At 71.0% G+C, this 26,002-nt stretch carries 21 protein-coding genes; 7 read left to right on the forward strand and 14 right to left on the reverse strand.

The window, feature by feature from the left end; all coding sequences use genetic code 11:
- Positions 1-44: 44 nt before the first annotated feature.
- The gene (locus ACMTAK_RS05285) at positions 45-1,523 is read right to left on the reverse strand and encodes an NAD-dependent succinate-semialdehyde dehydrogenase (RefSeq protein ID WP_413805058.1); all 1,479 of its coding nucleotides are present in this window, start codon (positions 1,521-1,523) and stop codon (positions 45-47) included.
- Between the two features lie 173 nt (positions 1,524-1,696).
- Positions 1,697-2,569, reverse strand: coding sequence for an IclR family transcriptional regulator (locus ACMTAK_RS05290; protein ID WP_413805059.1), 873 nt, complete (start codon positions 2,567-2,569; stop codon positions 1,697-1,699).
- A gap of 210 nt (positions 2,570-2,779) precedes the next feature.
- Here ACMTAK_RS05290 and fae point away from each other — a divergent pair, with 210 nt between their 5' ends.
- From fae to ACMTAK_RS05315, 5 genes are all read left to right on the forward strand, one after another.
- A complete protein-coding gene (fae, locus tag ACMTAK_RS05295) occupies positions 2,780-3,319 on the forward strand; it encodes a formaldehyde-activating enzyme (protein ID WP_413805060.1) in 540 nt (179 codons plus the stop codon).
- Positions 3,316-4,428: a mandelate racemase/muconate lactonizing enzyme family protein gene (locus ACMTAK_RS05300; protein ID WP_413805061.1), complete on the forward strand. Its 1,113-nt coding sequence runs from the start codon at positions 3,316-3,318 to the stop codon at positions 4,426-4,428. The genes fae and ACMTAK_RS05300 overlap by 4 nt, the downstream gene beginning before the upstream one ends.
- Positions 4,425-5,945 carry an aldehyde dehydrogenase gene (locus ACMTAK_RS05305; RefSeq protein ID WP_413805062.1) on the forward strand — a complete coding sequence of 507 codons (1,521 nt, stop codon included), beginning with the start codon at positions 4,425-4,427 and terminating at the stop codon, positions 5,943-5,945. Before ACMTAK_RS05300 ends, ACMTAK_RS05305 begins: the two co-directional genes overlap by 4 nt.
- Before the next feature lie 76 nt (positions 5,946-6,021).
- On the forward strand, positions 6,022-6,957 hold the full coding sequence (locus tag ACMTAK_RS05310) for an NAD(P)-dependent oxidoreductase (RefSeq protein ID WP_413805063.1): 936 nt from the start codon (positions 6,022-6,024) through the stop codon (positions 6,955-6,957).
- 46 nt (positions 6,958-7,003) lie between these two features.
- Positions 7,004-8,173: an iron-containing alcohol dehydrogenase family protein gene (locus ACMTAK_RS05315; protein WP_413805064.1), complete on the forward strand. Its 1,170-nt coding sequence runs from the start codon at positions 7,004-7,006 to the stop codon at positions 8,171-8,173.
- 305 nt (positions 8,174-8,478) lie between these two features.
- Here ACMTAK_RS05315 and ACMTAK_RS05320 read toward each other — a convergent pair whose 3' ends face one another.
- From ACMTAK_RS05320 to ACMTAK_RS05370, 11 genes are all read right to left on the reverse strand, one after another.
- Positions 8,479-8,937 (reverse strand): MarR family winged helix-turn-helix transcriptional regulator, encoded by a 459-nt coding sequence (locus tag ACMTAK_RS05320; protein WP_413805065.1) that lies wholly within the window; start codon positions 8,935-8,937, stop codon positions 8,479-8,481.
- A gap of 102 nt (positions 8,938-9,039) precedes the next feature.
- Positions 9,040-9,903, reverse strand: a complete 864-nt coding sequence (locus ACMTAK_RS05325) for an SAM-dependent methyltransferase (protein ID WP_413805066.1) — start codon at positions 9,901-9,903, stop codon at positions 9,040-9,042.
- 88 nt (positions 9,904-9,991) lie between these two features.
- Positions 9,992-11,269, reverse strand: a complete 1,278-nt coding sequence (locus tag ACMTAK_RS05330; RefSeq protein ID WP_413805067.1) for an amidohydrolase family protein — start codon at positions 11,267-11,269, stop codon at positions 9,992-9,994.
- Positions 11,270-11,274: 5 nt separating this feature from the next.
- Positions 11,275-12,183, reverse strand: coding sequence for a UbiA family prenyltransferase (locus tag ACMTAK_RS05335; RefSeq protein WP_413805068.1), 909 nt, complete (start codon positions 12,181-12,183; stop codon positions 11,275-11,277).
- 52 nt (positions 12,184-12,235) lie between these two features.
- Entirely contained in the window at positions 12,236-13,225 is a 990-nt protein-coding gene (locus ACMTAK_RS05340) for a ScbA/BarX family gamma-butyrolactone biosynthesis protein (RefSeq protein ID WP_413805069.1), read from the reverse strand.
- 15 nt (positions 13,226-13,240) lie between these two features.
- A complete protein-coding gene (locus tag ACMTAK_RS05345; protein WP_413805070.1) occupies positions 13,241-14,245 on the reverse strand; it encodes a nucleoside-diphosphate kinase in 1,005 nt (334 codons plus the stop codon).
- A complete protein-coding gene (locus tag ACMTAK_RS05350; RefSeq protein WP_413805071.1) occupies positions 14,242-15,396 on the reverse strand; it encodes an SDR family oxidoreductase in 1,155 nt (384 codons plus the stop codon). Before ACMTAK_RS05350 ends, ACMTAK_RS05345 begins: the two co-directional genes overlap by 4 nt.
- On the reverse strand, positions 15,393-15,716 hold the full coding sequence (locus tag ACMTAK_RS05355) for an acyl carrier protein (protein ID WP_413805072.1): 324 nt from the start codon (positions 15,714-15,716) through the stop codon (positions 15,393-15,395). Before ACMTAK_RS05355 ends, ACMTAK_RS05350 begins: the two co-directional genes overlap by 4 nt.
- 16 nt (positions 15,717-15,732) lie before the next feature.
- Positions 15,733-17,388: a hypothetical protein gene (locus ACMTAK_RS05360; protein ID WP_413805073.1), complete on the reverse strand. Its 1,656-nt coding sequence runs from the start codon at positions 17,386-17,388 to the stop codon at positions 15,733-15,735.
- Positions 17,385-19,088 (reverse strand): AMP-binding protein, encoded by a 1,704-nt coding sequence (locus ACMTAK_RS05365; RefSeq protein ID WP_413805074.1) that lies wholly within the window; start codon positions 19,086-19,088, stop codon positions 17,385-17,387. Before ACMTAK_RS05365 ends, ACMTAK_RS05360 begins: the two co-directional genes overlap by 4 nt.
- Positions 19,081-21,840 carry a phosphoenolpyruvate synthase gene (locus ACMTAK_RS05370; protein ID WP_413805075.1) on the reverse strand — a complete coding sequence of 920 codons (2,760 nt, stop codon included), beginning with the start codon at positions 21,838-21,840 and terminating at the stop codon, positions 19,081-19,083. Before ACMTAK_RS05370 ends, ACMTAK_RS05365 begins: the two co-directional genes overlap by 8 nt.
- 402 nt (positions 21,841-22,242) lie before the next feature.
- On the opposite strand from ACMTAK_RS05370, the gene ACMTAK_RS05375 reads away from it, so the two are divergent.
- A complete protein-coding gene (locus tag ACMTAK_RS05375) occupies positions 22,243-23,631 on the forward strand; it encodes a cytochrome P450 (protein ID WP_413805076.1) in 1,389 nt (462 codons plus the stop codon).
- A 4-nt stretch (positions 23,632-23,635) separates the two neighbouring features.
- Here ACMTAK_RS05375 and ACMTAK_RS05380 read toward each other — a convergent pair whose 3' ends face one another.
- The gene (locus ACMTAK_RS05380) at positions 23,636-24,622 is read right to left on the reverse strand and encodes an ArsR/SmtB family transcription factor (protein WP_413805077.1); all 987 of its coding nucleotides are present in this window, start codon (positions 24,620-24,622) and stop codon (positions 23,636-23,638) included.
- Between the two features lie 103 nt (positions 24,623-24,725).
- Between ACMTAK_RS05380 and ACMTAK_RS05385 the strand changes: the two genes are divergently transcribed.
- Positions 24,726-25,928, forward strand: coding sequence for an MFS transporter (locus ACMTAK_RS05385; protein ID WP_413805078.1), 1,203 nt, complete (start codon positions 24,726-24,728; stop codon positions 25,926-25,928).
- The last annotated feature ends 74 nt before the right edge of the window (positions 25,929-26,002 follow it).

Raw genomic sequence — 26,002 nt, forward strand, 5'->3', positions numbered from 1 at the left:
TGGCGGAGAGAGGGGGAATGAGCCGGTGGCGGGGAGCGGGTGCGTCAGCCGGTCGGCCAGTCGAGGGCGATGTACTGCGTTTCCAGGAACGCCTCGATGCCCTCGCGGCCGCCCTCCCGGCCCAGACCCGACTGCTTGACGCCGCCGAAGGGCGCCGCCGGGTCGGAGAGCAGGCCGCGGTTGAGGCCGACCATGCCGCTCTCCAGGCGTTCGGCGATGCGCAGGGCCCGGGCCACGTCGCGCGAGTAGACGTACGAGGCGAGACCGTGCACCGTCGCGTTGGCGCGGGCCACCAGTTCGTCCTCGTCGGCGAAGGTGGCGAGGGGCGCGACCGGCCCGAAGACCTCCTCGTTCATGATCCGGGCGTCCTCGGGGACGTCCACCAGGACGGTCGCCGGGTGGTAGCAGCCGGGACCCTCGGGCACGCTGCCCCGCGCGGCGACCTTCGCGCCACGCCCGACCGCGTCGTCGACCAGGAAGCGGATGGACTCCACGGCGGTCCGGTTGATCATCGGGCCGAGGGTGACGCCCTCCTCCAGACCCGCTCCGGCACGTACCGCGGTCATGGCCGCCGCGAACTTCCCGGTGAACTCGGCGGCCACCGACTGGTGGACGTAGAACCGGTTGGCGGCGACGCAGACCTCGCCACCGCCCCGCATCTTGGCGTCCATCGCACCGCGCACCGCGGCGTCGACGTCGGCGTCCCCGCAGACGACGAAGGGGGCGTTGCCGCCCAGTTCCATGGTCACGTTGACGACGTTCGCCGCCGCCTGCTCCAGGAGTTTCCGGCCGGTGGCGGTGGAGCCGGTGAAGGAGAACTTGCGGACCCGCTCGTCATGGAGCCAGACCGGGACCACCTCGGGCGCGCGGTCGGTGGGCAGCACGTTCAGCAGCCCGTCGGGCAGACCCGCCTCGCTCATCAGGGCGGCGATCGCGAGGGCGGTGAGCGGGGTGTCCGGGGCCGGTTTGAGGAGCACCGGGCAGCCGGCGGCGAGCGCCGGGGCGATCTTCCGGGTGGCCATCGCGGCCGGGAAGTTCCAGGGGGTGACGAAGGCGGTGACGCCCACCGGATGCCTGCGTACGACGTGGCGGAAGCCGCCACCGGGCGCGTCGCCGAACGAGGAGCCGATCCGCACCGCCTCCTCGGCGAACCAGCGGAAGAACTCCGCCGCGTAACCGACCTCGGCCACCGCGTCGCGGTACGCCTTGCCGTTTTCCAGGACGATCAGGCGGGCGAGCGTGTCGGTGTGCTCGCGCATCAGCGCGAAGGCGGTGTGCAGCACCTCCGAGCGACGGCGCGGTGGCGTCGCCCGCCACCCGGTGGCGGCCTCTTGGGCCGCGTCGACCGCCGCCATGGCGTCGTCCGGGCCCGCCGCGGACACCTCGCGGATCAGCTCCGCGGTGGCCGGGTCGTGCACGGGAAACGTCCGTCCGTCCCCGGCCGCGCACCAGCGGCCGGCGATGAACACATCGCCTTCGGCGAACGGCGCCTTGGCGAGGGCTTCTATGCCGGGGAGGTTCATGAGCTGCTCATTTCTCCGTTCCGAACGAGGGCTGGTCCGGTTCGCGGTGAATTTACGAGCGCGTCATACGGCCGACAAGTCCGCTTCTCGGATCGCAATGGTGGTTGCTGTCAGGGCAACTCACCGCATACGACAGGGAGGGGACGGGGCGGAGCCACCCGGCGCGGGCGCCCTCAGGTGAGCCGTGCCCGGGGGAACGGGGTGTGCCGCGGCTCCCAGCCCAGCAGGGCGGAGACGCGTGCCGCCGCCTTGGCGGTGGTGCGGCCCGCCTGGTCCAGGCGGTCGCCGAGCCGGGACTTGGGCGCCGAGATGTTGATCGCCGCCACGACCCGTCCCCGGAAGTCGCGCACGGGCGCCGAGACTCCGACCAGACCGGCCTCGAACTCCTCGCTGACCCTCGCGTAGCCCTGGCGCGACGCCTTCTGGATCAGCGCCCACAGCTCGGGGATCGGCGGGGTGGAGGTGGCGCCGAAGCGGACGTACAGCTCATCGGGCGTGGCATCGGCCAGCAGCACCCGCCCGGCCGAGGTCTGCCACGCGGGCACTCCGCGCCCCTCCCAGCCGTGGACGCGGAAGGAGTGTCCGGAGACCGAGAGCAGGGTGAGCACCTCGCGGTCGCTCAGGACACACAGATGGCTGGTCTCCTCCACGTCCGCCGACAGCGCGTGCATCACCGGCTCGGCCATGCGCACCAGCCGGTTCTGCGAGGTCCGCGCGACGAGCGAGAAGAGCCGCCAGCCCAGCCGGTACTCCAGGGTGTCGGGGTCCCGCTCCACGATCCCGGCGGCGGCCAGGGCCTTGAGGGCCCGCGAGACCTGGGTCTTCTCCCGGCCCACCAGCTGCGCCAGGCGTACGACTCCGAGTCCGCCGGCGTTCTGGGCCTCGTCGGAGGCGAGCGCCTCCAGCAGGTCGATGTCACGGCGCAGCCCGTGGCCGCGCGGGGCGGTGGTGTCCCCGGGGCCGGAGGAGTCGGCTCGGGAGCCCGCGCCGTGCGGATCGGCGGGGTCCTCGGGGCCGTCGGTGCCGCGAGCGGGGAGGTTCGTCACGCGCGCCATCCTAAGGGCGCGCCCCTGGGAAGCCCCAGGTCAGCCGCCGGGTTGTCGGGAGAGCAACCGGCATTTCGATTCCGGCGGGTGCCTTGCGAGGGGGTGGCGGCGGTTCTAGATTCGCCGCATCGGACCGGATGAACTGCGATGAATGCGAGGTTCATCCCGTCGGTCCGCCGATTCCCCGCTCCCGGAGATCCAGGAGATCCCATGCCATCGCCTTTTGCCCCGACCGCCCTGATCGGCGAGTCCTTCGTCGGGGAGGGTGCCAACGCCGCGCACACGAACGTCGTGATCGGACGCAAGGGCGGACCCGTCGAGACGGCCTGGGCCACGGCGCTGGCCACGCCCAGCGCCGGACACGTCCCCTTCCTGACCATCGTGCGGCCCTCGGTCCCGGTGAAGCCGCTGACGCTGTTCGTGTCGAAGGCCGCCGCGGAAGGTGAGCTGCACCAGCGCGCCACGTGGGGCTCCGCCCAGGCCGGTCTGGCCCAGGGCGTCACGGACGCGGTCCGGGACGGTCTGCTGCCCGCCGAGGAGGCCGACGACCTGCTGATCATCGCCGCGATCTGGGTGAACCCGGCGGTCGACGACCTGGACGTGTCCTTCCGCAACCAGCGCTCCGCCGCTTACGACGCGGTGCGGGCCGCGGTGAACGCCACCCCGACCGTGGCCGATGTCCTCGCGACCGCCGGGGAAGGCCCGGCCAACCCGTTCTACGCCCCCACCCCCGAGGCGCTCGTCCGATGAAGATCACGGACATCACCCTGGACCGGCTGCGGCTGGAGCTGGACCCGCCGTTCCGGGCCGCCTGGGACCCCGAGCCGCGGCGCCACTTCGACGCGACGATCGTCCGCGTCCACACCGACGAGGGGATCACCGGCATCGGCTCCGGTGACCTCATGGACGGCTTCGACACCTACAAACACCTGTTCGTCGGTGAGGACCCGCTCGACATCACCCGGCATGTCAAAGCCATCGAGACCGCGAACTTCCACGGTGCCCACTACTGGCCGCTGGAGGCGGCACTGTGGGACATCATCGGCAAGGTCCACGGCCGCCCGGTGGCGGAGCTGTTCGGCAACGCGGCCAAGAGGCTGCCCGCCTACGCCTCCTGCGGTGAGCTCAAATCGCCCGAGGAGCGCGTGGCCACCGCGCTGAGGGTCCGCGAAGCGGGCTTCCGCGCGATGAAGATCCGCATCGACCGCAACCGGGTGGACGAGGGGATCGCCGCGGTCCGCGCGGTGCGCGAGGAGCTGGGCGCGGATTTCGAGATCATGGTGGATCTGAACCAGTCGTGGCGCATGGCGGGCGACACCGCGGGCGCCACCGACCTCGCCCGGACCCGCAGGATCATCGCGCGGCTTGCCGAACTCGACGTGTTCTGGGTCGAGGAGCCGCTGCCCTACTGCGACGTGGCGGGCTTCAAGCGTCTGCGGGCCGAGAACCCCGGGGTGCGGATCGCCGCGGGCGAGATGCACCACTCCCCCACCGAGCTGCTGCGCTACCTCGAAGAGGACGCCCTCGACATCTACCAGATGGACGTGGTGCTCGCGATCGGCATGCACCGCGCCCGCACCCTGGCGGAACTGGCACAGCTCAAGCACCGCCACTTCACCCCGCACAGCTGGACCAACGGCATCGGTGTGCTCGCCAATCTGCACGTGGCGGCGGGAGTCGGCGGCGGCCCGTACTTCGAGTTCCCCTACGACCCGCCCGGGTGGACCCCGGAGCGCCGGGACTTCATGCTCGCCGACCCGGTGCGGGTGGGCGGCGACGGCGGTCTCGAGGTGCCCGCGAGGCCGGGCCTCGGCATCGAGCTGGACGAAGACGCGATCGACCGGTGGAGGATCACATGACGCACGGCATCGACGCCCTGCTCTCCCGTACGCACGACCAGTGGCTGGCCGCGGCCGACCAGCTGACCTTCGAGACAAGGCCGTTCATCGACGGCCACTTCACCGACGCCCTCTCCGGCGACACCTTCACCAGCCACTCGCCGCGCGACGGCGCGGTGCTCGCCAAGGTGCAGGCGGCCGGCGCCGAGGACGTGGACCGTGCCGTACGCGGCGCGCGCGGCGCCTTCGAGGACGGACGCTGGCGTGACCTGCCGCCCAAGGAGCGCAAGGCCGTCCTGCTGCGCTGGGCCGACCTGATCCGGGGACACGCGGCGGAGCTGGCCCTCCTCGACACCCTGGAGATGGGCAAGCCCATCACCGAGTCCGTGCGGATCGACGTGGACAAGGCCGCCGAGACCATCGCCTGGTACGCCGAGGCCATCGACAAGACCTACGACGAGGTGGCACCGACCCCCGGGGACGCGCTCGCCCTGATCACCCGGGAGCCCCTGGGCGTCGTCGGCGCCGTCATCCCGTGGAACTACGCGCTGCTCATCGCCAGTTGGAAGCTGGGCCCGGCCCTCGCCACCGGGAACAGCGTCGTGCTCAAGCCCGCCGAGCAGACGTCCCTGGCCGCCCTGCGCCTGGCCGCGCTCGCCACCGAGGCGGGCCTGCCGGACGGGGTGTTCAACGTCGTCCCCGGGCGCGGCGAGGTCGCCGGACAGGCGCTGGGCCGCCACCCCGAGGTCGACAAGATCGCCTTCACGGGCTCGGTGGAGGTGGCCCGGCTCTTCCAGGTGTACGCGGGCGAGTCCAACGGCAAGCAGGTGGCCGTCGAGGCGGGTGGCAAGTCGCCCCAGCTCGTGCTGGCGGACGCCGATATCGAGGCCGCCGCGTCGGCCGTGGCATGGGGCATCTTCTACAACGCCGGGCAGACCTGCAACGCCGGTTCCCGCGTCGTGGTCCACGCCTCCGTCAAGGACCGGCTCCTGGACGCCGTGCGCCGGATCACCGACGACACCTTCCGGATGGGTGACCCGCTCGACCCGGCCACCGTCATGGGTCCCCTGGTGGACGAGAACCAGCTGGCCTCGGTCCTCGGCCATATCGAGCGTGGCGTGGCGGACGGGGCGACCGTGGTGTTCGGCGGTGGCCGCACCCTCACCGAGTCGGGCGGCAGCTATGTCGAACCGACCGTTCTGGACGGGGTGGTGAACACCTCCGCCGTCGCCCAGCGGGAGATCTTCGGCCCGGTCCTGGCCATCGTCTCCTACGACGGCGACGCCGACGAGGGGATCCGGCTGGCCAACGAGAGCGACTACGGGCTCGTCGCCTCCGTATGGACCCGTGATGTGGCCGTCGCCCACCGCGCCGCCAAACGGCTGCGGGCCGGAACGGTCTGGATCAACACCTTCGACGCCAGCGATGTCATCACCCCGTTCGGCGGCTTCAAGGCCACCGGCGCGGGCCGTGACAAGTCCCTGCACGCTCTGGACGCGTACACCGCTCTGAAGACCACCTGGATCAGCCTGGCCTGACCGGGGCACGGTTCCCGGCCACCTCCATAACGCCCCTCTCCCCTTACTTTCTCTTCTCACCACAGCGAGGACAACGATGAGGATCGGTTTCATCGGCCTGGGCAACATGGGTCGCCACATGGCCCGCCACCTGATCCGGGCAGGTCACCAGATCACCGTGCACGACGTCCGCCCCGAGGCCGCCGCGGAGCATCTCGCGCTCGGCGCCGCATGGGCCGACACGCCCGCCGCCTGCGCGGACGGCGTGGAACTCCTGATCACCAGCCTGCCGACGCCGCGTGTCGTCGAGGACGTCCTGCTGCGCGGTGGCGCCGCCGCGGCCCTGGCGCCGGGAGCCCTGTGGATCGACATGTCGACCTCGACCCCGGCGGCCGCCGAGCGGATCGCCGCCGAGGTGCTGGACGCCCGGCAGGTGCGCCGGCTCGACGCGCCCGTCTGCGGGATGTCGCACGGTGCCGATTCCGGCACCCTGCAGGTCTTCGTCGGCGGCGCCGAGGACGACTTCCGGGCCGCGCTGCCCGCGCTGGAGGCGATGGGCGACCCGAAGCGGATCCTGCACGTCGGCCCGCTCGGCGCCGGTTACACGGTCAAGCTGCTGCTCAACCTGTTGTGGTTCAGCAAGCTCGTGGCCACGTCGGAGGTGTTCGCGATGGGCGCCAAGGCGGGCGTCGACCTCGGGCTGCTGCGTGATTCCCTGCTCAAGAGCTCCGCCGCGTCCTACTTCCTGGAATACGACTTCCTCCGCGTCCTCACCGAGGGCGACTACGACGACTCCTTCGCCATGGTCCTCGCCTGCAAGGATCTCGGCCTGGCCATCGACCTCGGCCGCGACCTGGGCGTGCCCACCGAGTTGTCGGCGGTGGTCGAGCAGATCTTCCGCCGCTCCAGGACCGAGCACGGCGATCTCGCGGGCGAGATGAGCCCCGTCCGCCTCTACGAGGCCCTCGCCGGGCAGGAGTTCCGGCTGGCCGTCCAGGCCACCGCGCCGGTGGGCGCGACCGTCGCGGGCTGACGACGAGCGAACGCCACCCCGCACCACGACGTCAGGAGCCGCACCCATGACCTCTTCCGGGCCCGGCGGACCCACACCGCTGAGCATCGACCCCACCTGCCGCATCGAGTTCGGCCCCGGCCGCATCGGCAGGCTCCCCGCCCTGATCGCGGCAACCGGCCACGATCGCGCCTTCGTCGTCACCGACCACGGTCTGCGCGCCGCGGGTGTCCTCGAGCCGGTCCTCAAGGCCCTCGAAGCCGCCGGGCTGGAGTACGCCGTCTACGACGAAGTGGCGCCCAACCCGTCCACCGCCAACGTCGACGCGGGTGCCGCACGGGCCCGTACGTTCGGCACCGCCGCGGTCGTCGCCCTCGGCGGTGGCTCCGTACTCGACGCGGCGAAGGGCATCGCCCTGCTGGTCGGCAACCCGAGCGCCACGGCCGCCGACGCCGACGACCTCTGGGAGGCGGGCGACGGGCTACCGCTCGTCGCGATCCCCACCACCTCCGGCACCGGCGCCGAGACCAACGGCTTCGGGGTCATCGAGGACACCGCCGCCTGCCGCAAGGTGTACATCGGCCACCCTTCGGTGAAGCCGCGCGTCGCGCTGCTCGACCCGGAGCTCACCCTGGGCCTGCCCGCGCCCGCCACCGCCGCCACCGGCATCGACGCCCTCGTGCACGGCATCGAGTCGCTCGCCTCGCGCGGCGCGAACCCGATCTCCACCGCCTATGCCACGCAGGCCGTCGCCATGGTCAGCCGCGCCCTGCCCGCCGCGTACCGGAACGGCTCGGACCTCGACGCCCGCGCCGAGCTGATGCTGGGTGCCCATCTCGCGGGCCAGGCACTCACCCTCTCCGGGCTCGGGCTCGTCCACGGCATCGGCCATGTGCTGACCGCGCACACCGGCACGCCCCACGGCGTCGCCCTCGCGGCCGTCCTCGAGGAGGTGATGGAATTCAACGCTCCCGCCGCGCAGGGCGCCTATGAACAGGTGGCGCGGGCCATGCGCCTCGCACCGCCCGCCGACGGGGACTGGGCGCGGGCGGCCGTCGAAGGAGTACGCGAGATCGCGGGCGCCGTCGAGGTGAAACGCCCCCTGAGGGCGCTCGGCGCCGACCGCGCCATGCTGCCCTCCATCGCCGCCGGGGCGGTGGCGGACGCGGTGACGAAGAACAATCCGCTGTCGCCCGATCCGGCGCAGGTCCTGAACATCCTCACGACCACGTACTGATCGCCACCACGCACTGATCGGTAGTGGCCGAGGCCATGATCAACACGCCGCCGACCGTCACCGACGAGCTCGCCTTCGCCAATTTCGCGGGCCGGTCCAACACGCGGCCCGCTGTTCACGGTCGCCTACGAGTTGCCCGGGTCGGCCGCCGACGCGGATGACGTACCGGCCGAGCTCTCCCGGTGAACCACGCTGCCGCGGCTCTGGGGTCATGGGTGTTCCGGACGGTGAGAACCGTCCGGAACACCCATGACCACGCGGGACGCGCTAGGGTCCTTCCTCCACGGAGATCCGTCAGAAGGACCCTAGTGGTGCCAGCCATGCCCGCCCGTGTTGTGGATGAAGCGCTGCAGCACCTTCAAGGTCGTCAGGTACTCCTCGTCGGAGATGCCCGCGTGCCGTTCCGCCCACAGCTCGTCCTGGAGGGCCGCGGCCCTGTCGTACAAGGCCCGGCCCTCCTCCGTGATGCCCAGGCGTCCCTCGGCGTCCTCGGTGATCCAGCCCAGGGCGACGACCCGGTCGATCTCCGCCTCCATGACCTCCGGACCGACGTCGAGATAGTTGCGGAGCAGGCCGGACACCTCTCCGCGGGTCTTGACGGTGTCGGCGCGTGCGACCTGGGCGATGACCCACCACTGTGGCTGGGTGACGCCGACCCCGGCGAGAGCGGCCTGGATGCGGCTGACCACGGCCTTGTAGGCCGCCCAACTCCAGTACCCGATCGGCTGCTTGAGCAGTTCGGCGTCGCTGTGGGAGTACTCCATGGCCGGTCCCTCCGTCGTTGCGTGAACTCGATTGGCGAGGGGATCGACGGTAGAAGTTCAACCTAAGTTGAAGTCAAGTGACCACCTGGCGGTGGCGGCCGGTCAGCGGTCGGCCGTCAGCAGACGGACGCGGCCCGTGCCGGGAACGGCCGGGTCGAACGCCGGAGGGACGGGCCGGGCGTGGCGCTCCGCCAGGTCGGTGAGGGCCTCTTCCGCGGCGCTCCAGCCGTGGTCCGCGAGCCAATTGGCGGGAGGCCGCGTCATCTCGTTCTTCCACAGGGAGGACAGCATGCCCATGATCCCCTCCGGTGAGGCGGACGCCGCCTCCTGGGCCTGGTCGGTGTTCACCATCGACCGGGTGACATGTTCCACCCCGAGGTGGCTGCCCGGCGCGGACAGCGCGGTGATCCGGTCGAGCAGATGGTCCGCGTCGCGCTCGGGCAGGTAGACCAGTATCCCCTCGACCAGCCAGGCCGTCGGCACGTCCTCACGGAAGCCCTGCTTCGCCAGGAGCGAGGGCCAGTCCTCGCGCAGATCGGCGGCGATCACCTCGCGCTCACAGCGCGGCTCCTCGCCCTGGAGGACGTGTTCCTTGAAGTCGAGCACATCGGGCTGGTCCAGTTCGAAGAGTCGTGTCCCGTCCGGCCAGTGCAGACGGAAGGCACGGGTGTCCAGGCCCGCCGCGAGCAGGACCGCCTGACGGCAGCCCGCGGCGCAGGCCTGGATGACGTAGTCGTCGAAGTACCGGGTGCGCAGGGCGAAGTAGTCGCCCATGGCCTCGGTGAACAGCTTTCCCTGCCCCTCGGTCCAGACCGCCTGCTGCTCGGGACCCGCGGCGTCGACGAAACGCGTGGCCAGGGTGTCCTCGAACAGCCGGTCCGGGCGCCGGCTCTCGTCCGCGCGGGTGATGCCCACGAACAGCGCGGTGCTGCTGACCCCCGCCAGGCGCTCGTGTCCGTCGGTCATGTGGTCCTCCGCTTCATGTGGTTGTCTCTCATGTCCTCTCCCCCGTTCATGAGCGTGTCGTTCCCGCTCACGCGCGTGTCGCGCGTGCTCATGAGGCGGTGCGCTCGCGGTACGCCTCGCGGTCGAAGCGGATGCCGCCACGCCAGATCGCCTCGATCGACCGGGTGCGAGTGATGTCCCGCGTGGGATCGCCCTCGACGAGGACGAGGTCCGCGCGCCGACCCGGCGCGATCACCCCGCGGTCGGAGAGGCCGAAGTGCGTGGCGGGCGCCGAGGTCGCCGCCGTGAGCGCCTCCGCCGGAGTCAGACCGGCCTCCACGAGGAGGGCCAGTTCGGTGTGGAGACTGGCGCCGTGGACGACCGGGCAGGCGCGGTCCGGCCGGTAGTTGGTGTCGGTCCCCGCCAGCACGGGCACACCTGCCCGGTGCAGACGGGCCACGCTCGCCAGGGCGTGGGGGAAGTGGTGCTCGGAGGACTCCTTCTCCACGCAGAGGCCCTCGCGGCCTTCCGCGATCGCGGTACGGGCGTGGTCCGGGAGGTAGGCGACGATGCGCGGGTCGTGCGCCAGTAATCGTCCCGTACGGGGCCGGGAGGAGGTCTCCGGGGCGGACGCCTCCAGCATGGCCAGAGTGGGAATGGCGACCCGCTTCTCGTCCGCGGTCCGACTGACGAACGCGTCGTCCAGCGCCGCTTCCAGCGGAAGGTGCGTCAGCATGTCCACACCGCCGGCCAGGGCGAGTCGCGCGGACCACCCGGCGGACACATGGGCCACGGTGAGCAGGCCACGGCGGCGCGCGGCGTCGGCGAGCGACGTCACGGTCGCCCGGTCCAGGGCGGGCAGCGACATCCCGTGGTTCGCGCCGTCATCCACGATGATCTTGATGAAGTGTGCTCCCTCCGCCTGTCGCGCGGCCACGAAGGCGTCGGCCTCATCGGGCCCGGCCACCGTCGGCAGCAGCGGCATGGCGTGTCCGGGGTGCCCTCCGGGCGCGCTTGCCACCAGCCCCGAGCTGCGCATATCGGCGAGGTCGGCACGCTCGCCCGCCGCCGCGCACAGGGCCTGGGTGAGCTCCGGCGGGCCCATGAACATGTCCAGCTCGGTGGTCACACCGAAGGCCAGCGCCAGTTCGAGATTGCTCTCGGCGCCGAACACATGCGTATGCGCGTCGATCAGCCCCGGCAGCAGCGTCAGGCCCGTTCCGTCGATCACATCGGCCGACGCCGACGCCGACACCGACACATCCGAAGCCGCGGCGGGCTCCGTCAGGACGCGTGTGATGAGCCCGTCCGCGAACTCCACCGCCCCGCGGCCCAGCATCGCTGTCCCGTCGAAGATCCGCACCTTGTCGATGATCACCGGCCACATCTCTCTCACCGTCCGATCGCGATCGCTGTGGAGCCGTAGAAACACAGCAGGTTGAAGAAGAGCACAAAGCCCATCGCCGGGAGCATCAGCCCGGATGGCTGTCTGCGTACGAGGAAGCGCCAGGCGCCGAACGCGGGGAAGACGATGCTCAGCGCCGGCAGCAGGCCCCGCGTTCCGAAGAGCAGGAGCCCGAGTGCCACCGCGCCCGCGGCGAGGGCGAGAGACACCGCCGCGCTGCCGCGCGGGCCGAGCACCTCCGAGTACAGCCGTGCCTCCGGGTCCCGCCGCCACTCGGTCTTGCGGGCGAATTCGAACTGGAGGAAGGCGCAGGCGAACATGGCCATCAGCGGGACGGCCCGCCCGTCACCGTCGATCGCGTCGCCGCTCAGCAGCGAGACATAGAGGTAGACGGAGAGCAGCAGCTGCACCGGGTAACTGACGAGGAGATTGGCGATGAGGGCCGCGCCGATCCGCGGCGACCAGCGCTCCAGCGCGACCAGGAACAGCGTGTATCCGAGGGCGAGCAGGATCAGCAGCACGGAGAGGGCCGATACGAGTGCGTTCAGCACGACGACGACCACCGTGATCAGCGCCATCGCGCCGCGCAGCTCCGCCACCGTGATGGCGCCCGTCACCAGGGGCCGGTCCGGGTTGTGCCGGCGGTCGTACTCCAGGTCCTTCTGCTCATCGACCATGCGGGCGAACAGCAGGGCCAGCACCACACTCACCGCGCGCACGACGGTCGCCCCGGAGGGCGTCCAGTGCGAGGAGGGCCCGGAGAGTGCCTCGGCCGAGCCTTCCAGGGTCAGGGTCCACAGCACGCCGTAGGTGACGTAGATCTGAGGGCGGAACATCCGCAGCACGAAACGGCCCAGCCGGGCCGGCACGCGGGAAGCGGTCAGGACATCGCTCAACGCCGCCACCGTCTCCCGGGCAGGGGACGGTTGGGCGTGCCGGGGGCGGCGGTCATAGCGGCCGCGCTTCCGTGGGTGCCGCGGTGAGGCGCAGCTCGCCGTCGGCGATGGTGTGCCCGGCCTGCTTCATGACGCAGCGCAGAACGGCGCTCGTCCCGTCGCCCTCCACCCGGACGCTCTCGCAGGTGATCGGCAGATCCAGCTCGCCGAAGCCGGTGAAGCGCGCCTTCAGCCCCGTGAGGACGGCCGACGCCGACGGCAGCGCCCCGGTTTCCACGGCGGTGGCGAGGCTCAGCTGCCGGAACGCCTCAAGGGTCAGCATGCCGGGGACATGGTCCAGGGGGTGGTCGAACAGCACGGGGTGGCCGGTGTCCACGAGCAGCCGCGCGGTCCCCATCTCGGCGCCGTCGGAGGTGAGTTGGAGCTCCAGCGGGGAGATGACCACGTTCGCCGCGTCCCTGCGGTCGACCAGCGCCTCCCCGATCCGCTCCCCCGGCTCACAGGCCGTGAACGTGGCCTGGACGGGCAGCCCCAGCGTGGCACGCACGTCCTCACGCGTCGCTTGCCACTGGGCGGGCGTCAGCCAGGACATGGAGCCCTCCAGCGTGGCCACGACGCGGTCACCGATCAGCGCGGTGTAGGACAGCCGCGCCCCCTTCAGGCCCTCGCGGCCACGGAAGCGGCGCACGATACGGCAGCGCAGCACCACCTCGGTGGGGACGTCGCCCACCACGAGCGCGGTGATGTCCGCGTCGCGCAGGGTGATGTCCCGCAGGATGAACTTGGTGCCGAACGGGTTCTCGAACAGATCGTGGCCCAGCATGAGAAGCGACTGCCGGACGGCCTCCACCAGGACCATCGGGTCGTAGACATGGCGGCAGCCCGCCGTGTCCCGGTAGAAGGCGTGTGAGCGGGGTATCTGCACCCCGATGTCGAGGGTGTCCTCGTCCCGGGCGAGCACGCCGGTCAGGAACACCTCGGCCAGGCTCAGCCGGTGGACGAGCTCACGCGGCACCGTCTGGCTGAATTCCACCGTGTCCATGATTCCCCCTCTGTGTTACCGAGCCGCCGACCGCGCCAGGTGGTGCTGCCAGTCGGACACGCTGACTCCACCGAGCACGGGGGCCAGCCCCTTGCGCTTCATCGGCAGGACATGGGAGCCGACGATCACCATGTCCCAGGCGTCGAGCGGCAGCCCGGCCCGCCAGACGGCTTCGATCAGCCGCCGGTGGCCCTCCTGGTCCCGGGCGGCGAGCCGGGCCGCGCGCAGCTCGTCCCGGACGGCGCCGGGGGCCAGGGACTCCTCCGCCTCCTCCACTGCCCGCTTGAGCCGTTCCGCGGCCGGTTCGAAGGAGAGATCCCGCTCGGGCACCTCGGCGTGCAACCGCTCGCCGAGCTCACGCGCGCGGGCCGACTGGTCCTCGCCCGCCAGCGCGGAGGCGTAGACCAGCTGCCGGAGCGCCGCGCCGAAGTAGATGCCCAACTCCCGTGCCACGTCGGCGGGTTCGTCGGGGGTGTGGACGAGGTTCAGCAGATAGCTGTAGCGGCCGGTCGCGTAGCGGAGCTGGCCGGGAACCCGGGCCAGCGGGTCGGTCGGGCCCTTCCGCTCGGTCAGGACGACCGACGCGGGTACGCTCGGCGGCGCCTCGGCCCCGTCGGCGTCCTGGCGCACCACGAGCACCACCGCGTCGCAGGTGTCGGTGAACAGATCGGCGAGACGGCGGCGCTCCGGTGTGGCCAGGTTCCACTGGAAGTACCACAGCGCCCGCACGGTGTTGGGGGTGAGCCGGGTGCGTTCCGCGGCCACGATCCGGAAGCCCTCCCGGGCCAGCCAGTCGACGGTCGTCGGCAACTGCCTGCTGACCACGGCGTCGGGCTTGAGCAGCAGCGCGGCGTGCCGGTTGAGGAAGCCGTCGACGTCGGCGGTGAGGGTGGCGAGCTGTTCGACGCTCTCCAGGAAGTAGGTGTCCGAGCCGAACAGGACGCGCTTGCGCGGATCGCAGCTGAGGGCCGGGGATATGTCGTCGCCGAAGGGCCGGCCGTTCGTCGTGTCGTCGGTCATCGGCCGGCCCCGTTCACATCGCTCGCGGTCGGGCTGACCCCGTTGGCCGCGGGGGCCGCGTCCGGACCCGTTATGTTCAGCCGGGCGAGCACCTCGGTGGCATCGGCGGGCGGTGCGCCCAGGTAGCCCGTCTCCAGGCAGTGGTCGATCAGCGCGCGCAGGAAGTCCTGTCCGTCCGCCGGTGGCCTGCGAGTGGCCAGGCCCGCCGTGTGGGAGTCGTCGAAGCGCATCCGGCGCCGGAAGTAGCTCTCGTAGAGCGTCATGACGCGCTCGTAGTACGCCCGCTCCCGCCGGGGCAGCCGCTGGGCGTCGAAGCTCGTCGGCGGGACGAACCTCGGCACGTGGAACGGCGGGTACTCGGCCATCACATCGGAGAAGTCCCGCAGCGTCAGCGGTGCGCCCACCGCGTGGAAGGTCCGGCCCGCCGCCTCCTCGAACCGGTGGGTGACCTCGGTGATGATGTCCGCCACATAGTCCACGGGCACCAGGTCGAGGCGCGCCTCGTACTGGCCGGGGATGGAGCGGACCTTGCCCTCGGTGGCCAGCTTGAGGACGACGTAGATGTTCTTGTAGTCGCGCACCACGCCGGTGTGCTCGTCACCGACGACGATGCTGGGGCGGACGATCGCGGCCCGCAACCCGTCGGCCTGGGCCTTGTGCACCAGGGTCTCGGCCCGGAACTTGCTGTCCTCGTAGGCGTTGGCGAGGCGCTGGCCCTCGTCCAGCTCCGTCTCGCGGATCAGCCCGTCGCGCTCACCGCACACATAGGCGGTTCCCACGTGGACGAGAGGCACGCCCCCGGCGCGGGCCAGCTCCAGGACGTGGGCGGTGCCGTCGACGTTGACCGCCTGGTAGACCTCGTCGGGGAGGCCGAAGTCGGTGATCGCGGCGCAGTGCACGATCCGGTCGAGACCGTCCGTGACCAGCGCCTGGTACGCGGCCTCGGGCAGGCCGAGCCGGGGCCTGGTCACATCGCCCGGCAGGCGGGTGACGGCGTCCGGCTCCAGCGGGGTGCCGTCGTTGCGTATGACCGCCGGCTGGTTGTGGACCAGGGCGATGACCTGGTGCCCGGCCGCCGCCAGCCGGGCGGTGACCTCCGCGCCGACCAGCCCGGCCGCGCCGGTCACCAGAATCCTCAAGCGCCCCGTCATCGGCCCGCCTCCGCCTGCCGTGCTTCGGTCTCCCGCCGTGCCCCGGTCTCTTGCCGTGCCTCTGTCACCAGGCGGACGACGTCGCCGAGCGTGGTGACCGTGGCGGTCCTCTCCTGAGCGAGCTCCCCGAGCCCGAAGCCCTCCTCCAGCGCCAGCGTCAGTTCGATGAGCCGGAGCGAGTCATAGGCCAGATCCGCGACGAGCGCGGTGTCGTCGGCCAGGGTGGCGCCCCCCGCGGGCGCCATCGTGCCGACGATCGCGTACACCTTGCTCCGCGTCTCGTCCTCGTTCAGCGATGGTGTGCTGGTGCTTGACGTCAACGTTCCTCCCTCAGCGTCAGGTGGTGGCGAGATGCGGCTGCGCGCCACCGCTGGACAGCAGATCGCCGGCCTCGTCGATGGGCAGGTCCGCGTCGAGGTGGGCGCCGAGGCGCAGCCAGTCGTAGCCGATCTCCAGGGTCTGCCGCCATCCGTCCGAGGAGTCGAAGGAGGACGGGAAGCTGTGCGCCCCGATCGTGTGCCGGGCCAGGGCGACGAAGTCGTCCAGCGCGGTGAGCGCCGCGCTGCCCTGGGCCGTGGACGCGATCGTGAGCGTCGCCAGGTGCCGGGCTTTCGCCCGGATCTCATCGGTGTCCGCCCCCGCCGGAAGGAGGGACAGCCTGCGGACGACCTCGGAGTCCGGGGGCAGCGGGTTGACTCCGTAGGCGCTGAGCACGCCGCGCAGCGCGGCCCGCAGTATCCTCCGGGCGCTGAGTTCGGCGACGCTCCACTGCTCGCGGTCCAGGGCGCCGGTGAGGTCCTCGCGGGCGTTCTCCACCAGCACGTTGGACCATACGAGGGTCATCGCGGCGGCGCTGAACCGGCGGGCGGGCATGGGTACGAGATCGATGCCCTCCTCGCCGCCGACCGCCGCCCCGCCCACGGTGACGATGGGCCGCGCGACACTCGGTGGCGGTGTGACGGGGCCGGACGGGGCGGCCAGCGGCATGGCGGGGACGATCGGGCCCTCGCCCTTCCACGCCACCTTCACCAGGCCGAAGCGGAGGAACTGGGCGATCTGCGGGCCCGCCTGTGGTGCTCCTGACGCGTCCGCCACCGCCACTACGCTCCCCAGGGGCCGGCCGAAGACGACCGAACGCCAGGCCCGCGCCGCGCGGTCGCCGAGGACGAACACATCCTGCTTGTCGCGTACGACATGCACACGGTCGCCGGTCTGCCAGGTGGTCACCCCGGTGGCCCTGGCCACGGTGATCCGCTCGGCGTCGGGTTCGGCGCCCGCCACCCCCAGATCGGCCGTGAGCCGGACGCCCGCGGTGATGTACGCGGCGGGGTCGAGGCCCGACGCGTCCAGCGAGGCGAGCGTCCGGTACCGGTCACACAGCGGCTGGTCTCCGAGGCGGTCCAGCTGCATGGGCAGCCACTTCGGCTCCAGATAGGTCTCTCCCCGTCCCGCCGCCCAGGACTTCACCGCCTGCAGCAGTCCGGCCTCGGTCCATGCCGCGGCCTCCTCTTCCTGGCCGAGCTCCCGCAGGGCGAGCGCGTAGCGGATCGACTGGCGCGCGTGGTGTGCCCACCACTCCCGCATCGTGTCCTGGAAGTCGTCGAAGGACATCAGCCCCTTGGCCTTCGCCACCAGGTCCGGATTGCGCAGCGGGAAGCTGCGCAGCAGGCGCTGACAGCGGTTCAGCAGATCCTCCGGGACGGCGCCCATGTGGTCGCGCGTGTCGGTCGTGATCGCGGAGAACTGCTCGGCGAGCTGCCGCACGGAGCGGGTCCTGACCTCGACCCGCCGCCCGTCCAGGAACAGGAGCGAGGGCATGGTGGGCAGATCGGCGTCACTGTCCGCGATGAGCAGGAAGTCGATGTCCGACGAGGAATTGCCGAAGCCCTCGGCGATCGAACCCTCCAGGACCACGGCGCAGTTGGCGACGGAGTGGATCTGCGGAATGGTCTTGTCGAGCAGGTTCTGCAGATAGTCCTCGCTGAGGATCACACGGGCCTCCCGGTCGTGACATGAGCCGTCTCCAGGACGCGCGCGTCCTGGAGACGGCCCGCTCGCAGCTCTTCCCACATGTGGCGACGTCTCGGCTTGCCGCTGGACGTCTTTCTGATCAGGCCGCTGCGGCCGGTGACGACGGTGATGGCGACGTCGTCACCGAGTGCGCTGCGCAGAACGAGCGTGGCATCCTCCACCCACGTGCCCTCGGCCTTCTCCGCGAACAGCGTCACCGAGGTGCCGCCGGTGCCCTCGACGCCGACGACCGCGCACTTCTCCCGGGCGATCCCGGTCGCGGAGACCACCTTCGCCTCCAGGTCCTCCATGTAGACACTGCGTCCGCGCGCCTTGAGGCTGTCGCCCATGCGGCCGAGCACGAACAGCTCGCCGCGGTGGAAGAACCCGGCGTCCCCGGTCCTGATGCCGCCGTCGACGAACCGTGTGGAGCCGGTGCGCCCGGCGTGGTATCCGCTCGTCACCGAGGGGCCCGTCACCTCGATCTCGCCGAGGTGGCCGTCGGGGAGGGGCCGTCCCCCGTCGTCGACCACCGTGGCGCCCACCCCGTCGCCGGGGCCGCCGCAGCCGATCAGCCAGCCGTCCCCGACGTCGGAGGGCGTCTTCGCGGAGCTTGCGAACTCGCCCTCCTCGTCGATGGTGACGGGGCCTCCGAAGTGCAGCGTGCCGGTGTCCACGCGCACGGTCGGCGCGGGAGCACCGGAGGTGCGGACGGTCACCGCGAGCGTCGCCTCGGCGAGCCCGTACGACGGCAGGTAGACGGAGGGGGAGAATCCGGCGGGTGCGGCGAGCCTGGCGAAGTGCTCCAGCGTACGGGGGTTGATGGGTTCGGCACCGACGATGGCGTTGCGCCAGGCGGACAGGTCCAGGTCCGCGAGCCGGTCACCGAGCCGCCGGGCCGCGTACTCGAACGCGAAGGGCGGGGCGGCGGTGTGCGCGGCGACGGCGAAGCACCGCAGCCAGCGGGCCGGATCGCGGATGAACTGTTCGGGGCGCATGAGCCACAGATCGTCCCTCACGCTCACGGGGGTGAGCAGACAGCCGATGAGTCCCATGTCGTGGTGGAGCGGCAGCCAGGAGGCCCCGGCGTCGCCCGCGCGCCAGCCGAGTGTGCTCCGGATCAGCGCGAGGTTGGCCTCCAGGTTCGCCCAGGTGACCCGGACCCCTCGGGGCCGGCTGCTGGAGCCCGAGGTGAACTGGAGGAGGGCGAGTTCGCCGGGTTCGCGGGGCTGGATCTCATCGCCGTCATCGCGCCAGATCCACGGCTCGCGGTCGGAGCCCGCGGCGGTCAGTACCCGGCCGGCCAGGGGGGCGAGGCCCTCGGCGGTGATGGTGACGGCGGCCTCGGTCTGCCGCAGGATCCCGGCCGCGTGCTCCACGTACTCGGCCTCGGCGGCGAACGACGGCGGGGGGATGAGGCAGACCGTGGCGCCCGCGGCCCAGACGCCGAAGAGCGAGGACAGACACGGGAAACCGGTGGGCAGGAGGACACACACCACGTCGCCGGGGCGTACCCCTTGGGCCGCCAGCGTTCCGGCCACCCGCCGTGCGGAGGCGGCGAGTTCGGGGTATCCGTGGAACTCCCAGCCGTCTCGGTCGTCGGCGAGGTGGATGCCTCGGCCGTGGAGGTCTCCGGCCGTCCGAGGAGGATCCGTCAGCCAGGAGAGCAGCGCGTCACTCACTCTTCGCGTCCTTCGCCTTCTCGGACTCGGCCCCGCTGTCCGTCCCGGCCCCGGTGCCGGTTTCGGCCGGGGTGTCGTCGTCCAGGAACGTGATCGCCCCCGTACCTCCGTCCACCCTCAGCCGCATACCGGTCTCCATCTCCCTGACCGCGCCCTTGACCTGGACGACCGTCGGAATGCCGAGCTCACGGGCGACGATCGCCACATGCGTCAGCGGGCTGCCCCGCTCGATGATGAGCGCCGAGGCGGACGGCAGCGCCGCGACCCAGCCCGGATCCGTGCGGTAGGTCACCAGGACTCCGCCGTTCACATCCACCGGAGTGTCCGTGACGACGGCGCGGGCCTCGACCACACCGGGGCAGGACGGGGTGCCGCGCAACTCGCGGACGCCGGTTCGCGCCACGCCGCCCTTCACAAAGCCGGCCCGCTCCAGATTGCCCCGCCAGTAGGCGGCCCCACGGGTGGTGAACCGGGACGGCGCGGACAACTGCTCGTCCTCGGCCTGCCGGCGCTTGCGCAGTTCCACGAGGCCGCGCAGATCGGTGTGCGCCGTCGTGCCCTCGTAGGCGCCCCGCAGCTCCTCGAGACGCAGGAAGAAGACATCGTTCCAGTGGTCGATCGCCCGCATCCTGGCGAGATCGCGGCCCATGGCGCGCAGCATCCGCTTCGCGGAGCCGAAGGCGCGGGTGCGGCAGAATCTCAGCCGCTCCCGGTTGTAGAGGGAGGTTTGCGCCTTGCGGCGGACGACGTTGTAGAGCATCCGGCGCGGTCCGCGCAGGTGCTCGTCCAGATAGGCGTCGGCCTGCTCGCCGGAATTGGTGTCCACCTCGGGCAGGGCGGCACGCACCATGGCGAACAGGGTCGACGGGTCCTCCCGCAGATCGGGCACTTCGAGCTTGAGTTCGTCGAGGCTGCGGTAGCCGTACGCGGCGACGTACTCGTCCACCGAGGCCAGGAACCCGGTGTGGCCGCCGTCACGCAGCGCCTGATAGGTGTCCGCGGCCGGGGTCTCCTGGATGACACGGCTCAGTTCGGCGTCGTCACGGACGGTGGCGGCGAGGGCCGACAGCGCACGGGCGGGTTCGATGGACTCCACCCGGGAGCCGGGGCTGGCGGCACTCCAGGTGAGCCACTCGGGGGCGTCGGGCAGCCAGCCTCTGTTCAGCAGGGCGAGTGCGCCGATGGACCAGAGAATCGTCGCGTCCAGGGTCTGCATCGGACCCCACTTCTCCAGCAGATCCTTCTCCAGGGCGCGGAATCGCCGGTAGACCTCCTGGCCCTCCATCGCGTCGTAGTCGACGTTGTCGAACTCCTCGTACGCCTTGTAGAAGTAGGCCATGAATCGTTCGACAGAACGGTTCATGGTGAGGAAGCGGCGTACGAAAGCGGCCACTGTCCTCGCGCGGGACAGCCGGCCGCGCAAGGAAGAAGAGAAGGTGTACGGGTAGATGGTCTCGGCCATTTCGTCGTCGAGTGGCTCCTCGACGCCGATCGCGACCTCAAGTACTTTCCTGTTGAGTTTGTACAGTGGCGCGATGCGTACCATCCGGTACCAGTGGAGCAGGTTGTAGTACACCCGGCCATGGAAATAGCCGAGCATATGGGGAGCCCATTCCTCGATCTCACGCAGTGCGGCGGGCGGGACCCGGAGACCTCGGGCGTAGTATTCGTAGACCCTGCCGTAGACATTGGCCGCGAAGCTGTAGGTCAGCGGTGAAACGATTCCGGAGAAGCTCTCGATGATGTTGGCGTTGTCCCAGATCCGGAGTTCGCCTTCGCTCGGCCCTAACTCATCCTCCGATGGCTGGATCGCATCCGGCAGCGCGGTGATCGGGCGGGCCTGCAAAATCCACAGGGCGTCGTCCGTGAGCGCCCACTCGATGTCCTGCGGAGCGTCGAAGACCGTCGCGATGTGTGCCCCGGCCTCGTGCAGCCGCGTTATGTCCTTCGGCTCCAGCGACAGCTTCTCCCGGTCGGCCCGCTCCACTTCGGCGACCAGATATCCGGAACCCGCCGGATCCAGGTGAAAACGCTCCTGCTTGTCGCCGACCACGGTGTCGGCCACCGCTCCCGTGGCGCCGTCGAGGACGACGGTGTCGGCGTCCACCGCGCCCGAGACCAGGCCCTCGCCCAGTCCGTACACGGAACTGATCACATACTGCCGCCGGTTGCCGGTCACCGGGTTGGCGGTGAACATGACGCCGCTGCGCTCGGCGTCCACCATGTCCTGCACCACGACGGCGATGCCCGCGTCGCGCAGCGGCAGCCCGTGGCGCAGCCGATAGTGCAGCGACCGCTCGGAGAACGCCGAGGCCCAGCACTTCTTGACATGCGCTATCACTTCCGGGAGCCCGGACACATTGAGGAAGGTGGCGAACTGTCCGGCGAAGGACAGCTCCGAGCCGTCCTCCTCGACGCCGGAAGAGCGCACCGCGACCCGGGGGCGCCCCACATGCGCATATGCTTCTTCGACGACCGACGCGGCCTCGCCGCTCAACTCCCCCGACTCGATGATTTCGGCCAACTGCCGGGAGATTCGGTTCACATTGTCCTGAGTGACCTCGGCCAGCAGACCCTCGACGCGTCCCGCCTCGTCAAGTGCGGCGATGAATTCCTGGAACACATCGAGCCCGACGACTGCCCACCGGGGGACGGCGAGCCCGTTCCTGGAGAGCTCATGGAGATTCTTCCCCTTCCCGCCCGCCAGCTTCGCAGCCTCACCTGGGAGGCTGTCGTCGACTATGGCTCGCATCGGTTTCCTTGACCTCCGGGCACGCATGTCGCGAAACACACCCCGCTTGATCACGAGGAAGTTTCACCGTACCCCACGGGTCTGGCGATTGCGATCCTTCCCTCTTTACAAGGCCACTTCATGACGTCTTGATTGAAGACGCCCCGACACTTTGGCCGGTTGTTACGCATTTCCCCGGCGATTGCCGGCCAACCACCCCTGGTGCTCGGCGTTCGCTGGGGGTAGTAGTGAGCTGGTAACACTAGGATCCTTGCCATTGCTCCGCCCCGTTTCCTGCCCCCACGCCCTTTGTTCTCCCCGGCCGGTGACGAATCCCTGGTGGGCCGCACAAGCGGCCACTAGTGGCCACTGCCTCGTGGACGCCGGAGAACCGAGCGGACGCTGGACAACTGGAGAAAACCGATGTCCCTCCCTCCCGGCTCCCGGCAGCCCGCCCTTCTGCAGACCATGCGCATGCGCGACCCGGTCCACTACTTCGCGTCACTTCGGCGGCGCTACGGTCCGGTGTTCCGCATGCAGCTGATCGGCTTCCCGCCCCAGGTGGTGGTGTCCACCGCGGAACTCGCCGCGGAGATCTACGGCACGGACGGCGACGGCAACCGGGCCGGGGCGCTGCGCGCGGGATACGTGCCCTGGCTCGGCGACTATTCGCTGTTCACGAACGACGGCGAGCCGTGGTGGCGGCACCGCAAGCTGCTCAGCCCGGCCCTGCACGGCCGGTCCATCGCGAGCTACCCGGACCTCATCGCCGAGATCGCCGCGGAGGACATCCGGACCTGGCCGCTCGGCAGGCCGTTCGCGCTCCAGGAGCATATGCAGGCCATTACGCTGGAGGTCACCCTGCGGCTGGTCTTCGGGATCCGCGACGTCACCCAGCTGGCCCGGCTGCGGGCGTTACTCCTCACCCTGTCCAAGGCCAGTGGCTCCCCGCTCCTGTTCCTGATGCCCGCGCGACTGCGGGCCTGGGCGGAGAAGTCGCCGCTGGCGATGCGCATACCGGTCCTGCCCACGACCCGCACCATGAAGGCCAGCGCGGCGGTGGACGAGATCCTCTTCGCCGAGATCGCCCGGCGCAGGGACGAGGAGGACGGCGGCGCCACCGATGTACTGGGGCGGTTGCTCCAGGCGCGGGACGACCAGGGCCGCTCGATGAGCGACCAGGAGATCCGCGATGAGCTGCTCACCCTGCTGGAGGCCGGACTCGAGACCACGGCGACCGGCCTCTCCTGGGCCTTCGAACGGTTGATGCGCTCCCCGGACGTACTGCGGCGGCTGCGGGAGGAGTTGGAGCGGGGCGAGGACGACAGCTACCTCGAAGCGGTCGTCAAGGAGGTGCTGCGGCTGCGCCCGGTGATCACCGGTTCGGGGCGTCTGCTGGACAAGCCGCTGCGGCTCGGCGCATACGAGATCCCGGCCGGGTGGGTGGCCATCCCCATGTTCTCGCTCATCCACCAGGACAGCGAGGCGTATCCGGACCCCGGGGAGTTCCGGCCGGAGCGGTTCCTCGGCGAGGGCGCCCAAGCGGCCCAGAAGTCCTTCCTGCCGTTCGGCGGCGGCCGACGCTACTGCGTCGGCGCGCAACTCGCCATGATGGAGATGAAGGTGATCATTCGGGAGGTGCTGCGGAGGGTGGAGCTGACCGCCGCCGACCCCGCGCCGGAGGCCCAGCGCATGTGGCACGTCACCCTGGTCCCGGGAAAGCGCGCCGTCGCGGTGGCCCGCGAACAGCCCCTGAACCCGGCGCCGTTGAGCGAGTCGAGGTGCCCCGTGCACCCATCCCCGTCCGCATAGGCCATCACTCGCGCGGGGCAGCGGCGAGTCGGTCGCCGAGGGGACTTCGCCGGTACAGCACCTGCCGCCCGTGGCGCGCCCGGGTGACCAGCCCCGTGGCGTGCAGGACGCGCAGGTGCTGGGACACGGCGCTCGGAGTCACCCTCAGGCGGCGGGCGAGCTCAGCCGTGGGCAGGGGCTCCTCGAGGAGGCCGAGGAGCCTCGCCCGGGGCGCGCCGATGAGCGACACGAGCGCGGACGCGTCGTGACTGGGCGCCGAGGCCCACAGCGTCGCCACGCCACGGCTCGGGTAGACCAGCGACGGAGGTTCTTCCGGACTCACCGGGGGCGCGGGCTTGTGTGCGAAGACGGAGGGCAGGAGGAGCAGGCCTCGGCCGGATGCCACGACCCGGTGCCGGCTGATCATCTTGGCGATGTGCAGCACCCCATTGTGCCAGCGCAGATGGGGATGCATGTCGGCGAAGAGCAAGCGGGCGCCTCCCATGGCCAGTTGGCGCGCACGGTAGGTCATGTCCGCCTCCACGACGAGTCGCATCCGCGGCCACATCGGCTTGACGGCGATCTCCCAGTACTGGTGCAGGAGAGCGCAGATGGTGTCGCGGAGTGCGGCGACGGACGCGTCGTCGGCGGCGGTGGCATCGCGCAGTGCCGGGGGCAGCGGGTCCGGCGCGTGTGTGGCCGGCAGATCGCGGCGGACCAGGCCGGGAGGGGTCTGACGGACGACGGCGAGCTCGTCCTCGAAGGCCGGGGCGAAGCTCGCGGGCCGCGGAGTCAGAAAGTCCGGAAGGGTGCGCCGCCGCGCCACCAAGGACATCAGCAGGCCGGTGTCCAGGTCGCCGAGTCTGCCCAGCACGGATCTGCGCCACGGCAGATGCACCGCGGACAGGCTCGGATCGTGCAGCACCCGCAGGCTGAACACCGTCTCGTTCAAGGGCGATACGGCGAACCGCGTGTCCGCCAGGTCCTCGACATCGAGCACAAAGCTGATCATTAAGTCATACGCTACATCGATTGGCAGCGGAGCTCCGGTGCCATGGACTTCGCCCCATGACACATTCCGTGAGAGACCCCCTGCGCGTGCGGATCACGGCCGGATGAGCCGCCGTATGGTCCTGCTCCTCGCCATCACCTGCGCGGTGGCGGTGGGCAACATCTACTTCCCGCAGGCCACCGGCCCGCTGGTGGCCGACGGGCTGCGGGTGTCCGCCGACTCGGCCGCCGCGGTGGTCACCGCCACCCAGGTCGGCTACACGGCCGGAATCGTCCTGCTGGTGCCGCTCGGCGACCGGATTCCACACCGTACGTTCCTCGTCGTCCTGCTCGGCCTCACCGGCCTGGCGCTGCTCGCCGCGGGTTGCGCACCGGCCCTGCGCCCCCTCGTCGCCGCCAGCGCTCTCGTCGGCCTGACCACCGTGGCGGCGCAGATCGTCGGCCCGCTGGCGGCCGGTCTCGTGGCCGCCGACCGCCGGGGAGCGGTGATCGGCACCCTGCTGAGCGGATCGACCGGCGGCATGCTGCTGGCCCGCACCTTCAGCGGCACCCTCGGCGAGTGGCTGGGCTGGCGGGCGCCGTATCTCGTGGCCGCGGTCCTGGCCCTGCTGCTCGCCACCGTCCTGGCGTTCGCCGTCCCCGCCACGGCTCCGGCCTCTCGGCAGTCCTACCCCGCGCTCCTGGCCGAACCGCTGCGTCTGCTGCGCACCGAGCCGGAGCTGCGCCGCTCCTGCTGGTACCAGGCGACCGTCTTCGCCGGATTCTCGGCCGTCTGGACCTGCCTGGCGCTGCTCCTCACCAGTCCCGCCTACGGGCTCGGTGCCCAGGCCGTCGGCGTGCTCGCACTGGTCGGCGGGGCGACCATGCTGTGCACTCCGCTCGCCGGGCGCCTGGTGGACCGCCGAGGGCCCGATCCGGTGAACCTCGTCTGCCTGCTCGGGGTGCTCCTCTCCACCGCGATCCTCGCCATCGGCGCTCTGGGCGGGACGCCGGGCCTGGCCGCCCTGGCGTTCGGCACACTGCTGCTGGACGTGGCGATGCAGTCCGGCATGGTGGCCAACCAGGCCCGCGTCTACGCCCTGCGCCCGGACGCCCGCTCCAGGCTCAACACCGCCTATATGATCTGCGCCTATCTGGGCGGCAGCGCGGGTTCCTGGCTCGGGGTACGCGCCTGGGGCCGGGCCGGCTGGTGGGGCGTGTGCGCACTCGTCGCGCTTCTCGCCGTTCTCGCCCTGGTCCGCCATCTGACGGCCCCGCGTCGGCCTCGGGGGGAGCCCGCCGGTTCCGGCTCGGGCTCCATGCCGTAGCACGGCCCCTACGCCTCCGGACCCTCCCCTTACAGCACGGTGAGGAGTTCGTTCGTGCCCACCCACTTCCGGGA

Source organism: Streptomyces lacaronensis (assembly GCF_047337785.1).
Lineage (GTDB): Bacteria > Actinomycetota > Actinomycetes > Streptomycetales > Streptomycetaceae > Streptomyces > Streptomyces lycopersici.

Excerpts from the sequence above, each read along its gene's own strand:
- ACMTAK_RS05285 (WP_413805058.1), bottom strand. The coding sequence starts at position 1,523 with ATGAACCTCCCCGGCATAGAAGCCCTCGCCAAGGCGCCGTTCGCCGAA.
- fae (WP_413805060.1), top strand. The coding sequence starts at position 2,780 with ATGCCATCGCCTTTTGCCCCGACCGCCCTGATCGGCGAGTCCTTCGTC.
- ACMTAK_RS05300 (WP_413805061.1), top strand. The coding sequence starts at position 3,316 with ATGAAGATCACGGACATCACCCTGGACCGGCTGCGGCTGGAGCTGGAC.
- ACMTAK_RS05305 (WP_413805062.1), top strand. The coding sequence starts at position 4,425 with ATGACGCACGGCATCGACGCCCTGCTCTCCCGTACGCACGACCAGTGG.
- ACMTAK_RS05310 (WP_413805063.1), top strand. The coding sequence starts at position 6,022 with ATGAGGATCGGTTTCATCGGCCTGGGCAACATGGGTCGCCACATGGCC.
- ACMTAK_RS05315 (WP_413805064.1), top strand. The coding sequence starts at position 7,004 with ATGACCTCTTCCGGGCCCGGCGGACCCACACCGCTGAGCATCGACCCC.
- ACMTAK_RS05320 (WP_413805065.1), bottom strand. The coding sequence starts at position 8,937 with ATGGAGTACTCCCACAGCGACGCCGAACTGCTCAAGCAGCCGATCGGG.
- ACMTAK_RS05325 (WP_413805066.1), bottom strand. The coding sequence starts at position 9,903 with ATGACCGACGGACACGAGCGCCTGGCGGGGGTCAGCAGCACCGCGCTG.
- ACMTAK_RS05330 (WP_413805067.1), bottom strand. The coding sequence starts at position 11,269 with ATGTGGCCGGTGATCATCGACAAGGTGCGGATCTTCGACGGGACAGCG.
- ACMTAK_RS05340 (WP_413805069.1), bottom strand. The coding sequence starts at position 13,225 with ATGGACACGGTGGAATTCAGCCAGACGGTGCCGCGTGAGCTCGTCCAC.
- ACMTAK_RS05345 (WP_413805070.1), bottom strand. The coding sequence starts at position 14,245 with ATGACCGACGACACGACGAACGGCCGGCCCTTCGGCGACGACATATCC.
- ACMTAK_RS05350 (WP_413805071.1), bottom strand. The coding sequence starts at position 15,396 with ATGACGGGGCGCTTGAGGATTCTGGTGACCGGCGCGGCCGGGCTGGTC.
- ACMTAK_RS05370 (WP_413805075.1), bottom strand. The coding sequence starts at position 21,840 with ATGCGAGCCATAGTCGACGACAGCCTCCCAGGTGAGGCTGCGAAGCTG.
- ACMTAK_RS05375 (WP_413805076.1), top strand. The coding sequence starts at position 22,243 with ATGTCCCTCCCTCCCGGCTCCCGGCAGCCCGCCCTTCTGCAGACCATG.
- ACMTAK_RS05380 (WP_413805077.1), bottom strand. The coding sequence starts at position 24,622 with ATGATCAGCTTTGTGCTCGATGTCGAGGACCTGGCGGACACGCGGTTC.
- ACMTAK_RS05385 (WP_413805078.1), top strand. The coding sequence starts at position 24,726 with ATGAGCCGCCGTATGGTCCTGCTCCTCGCCATCACCTGCGCGGTGGCG.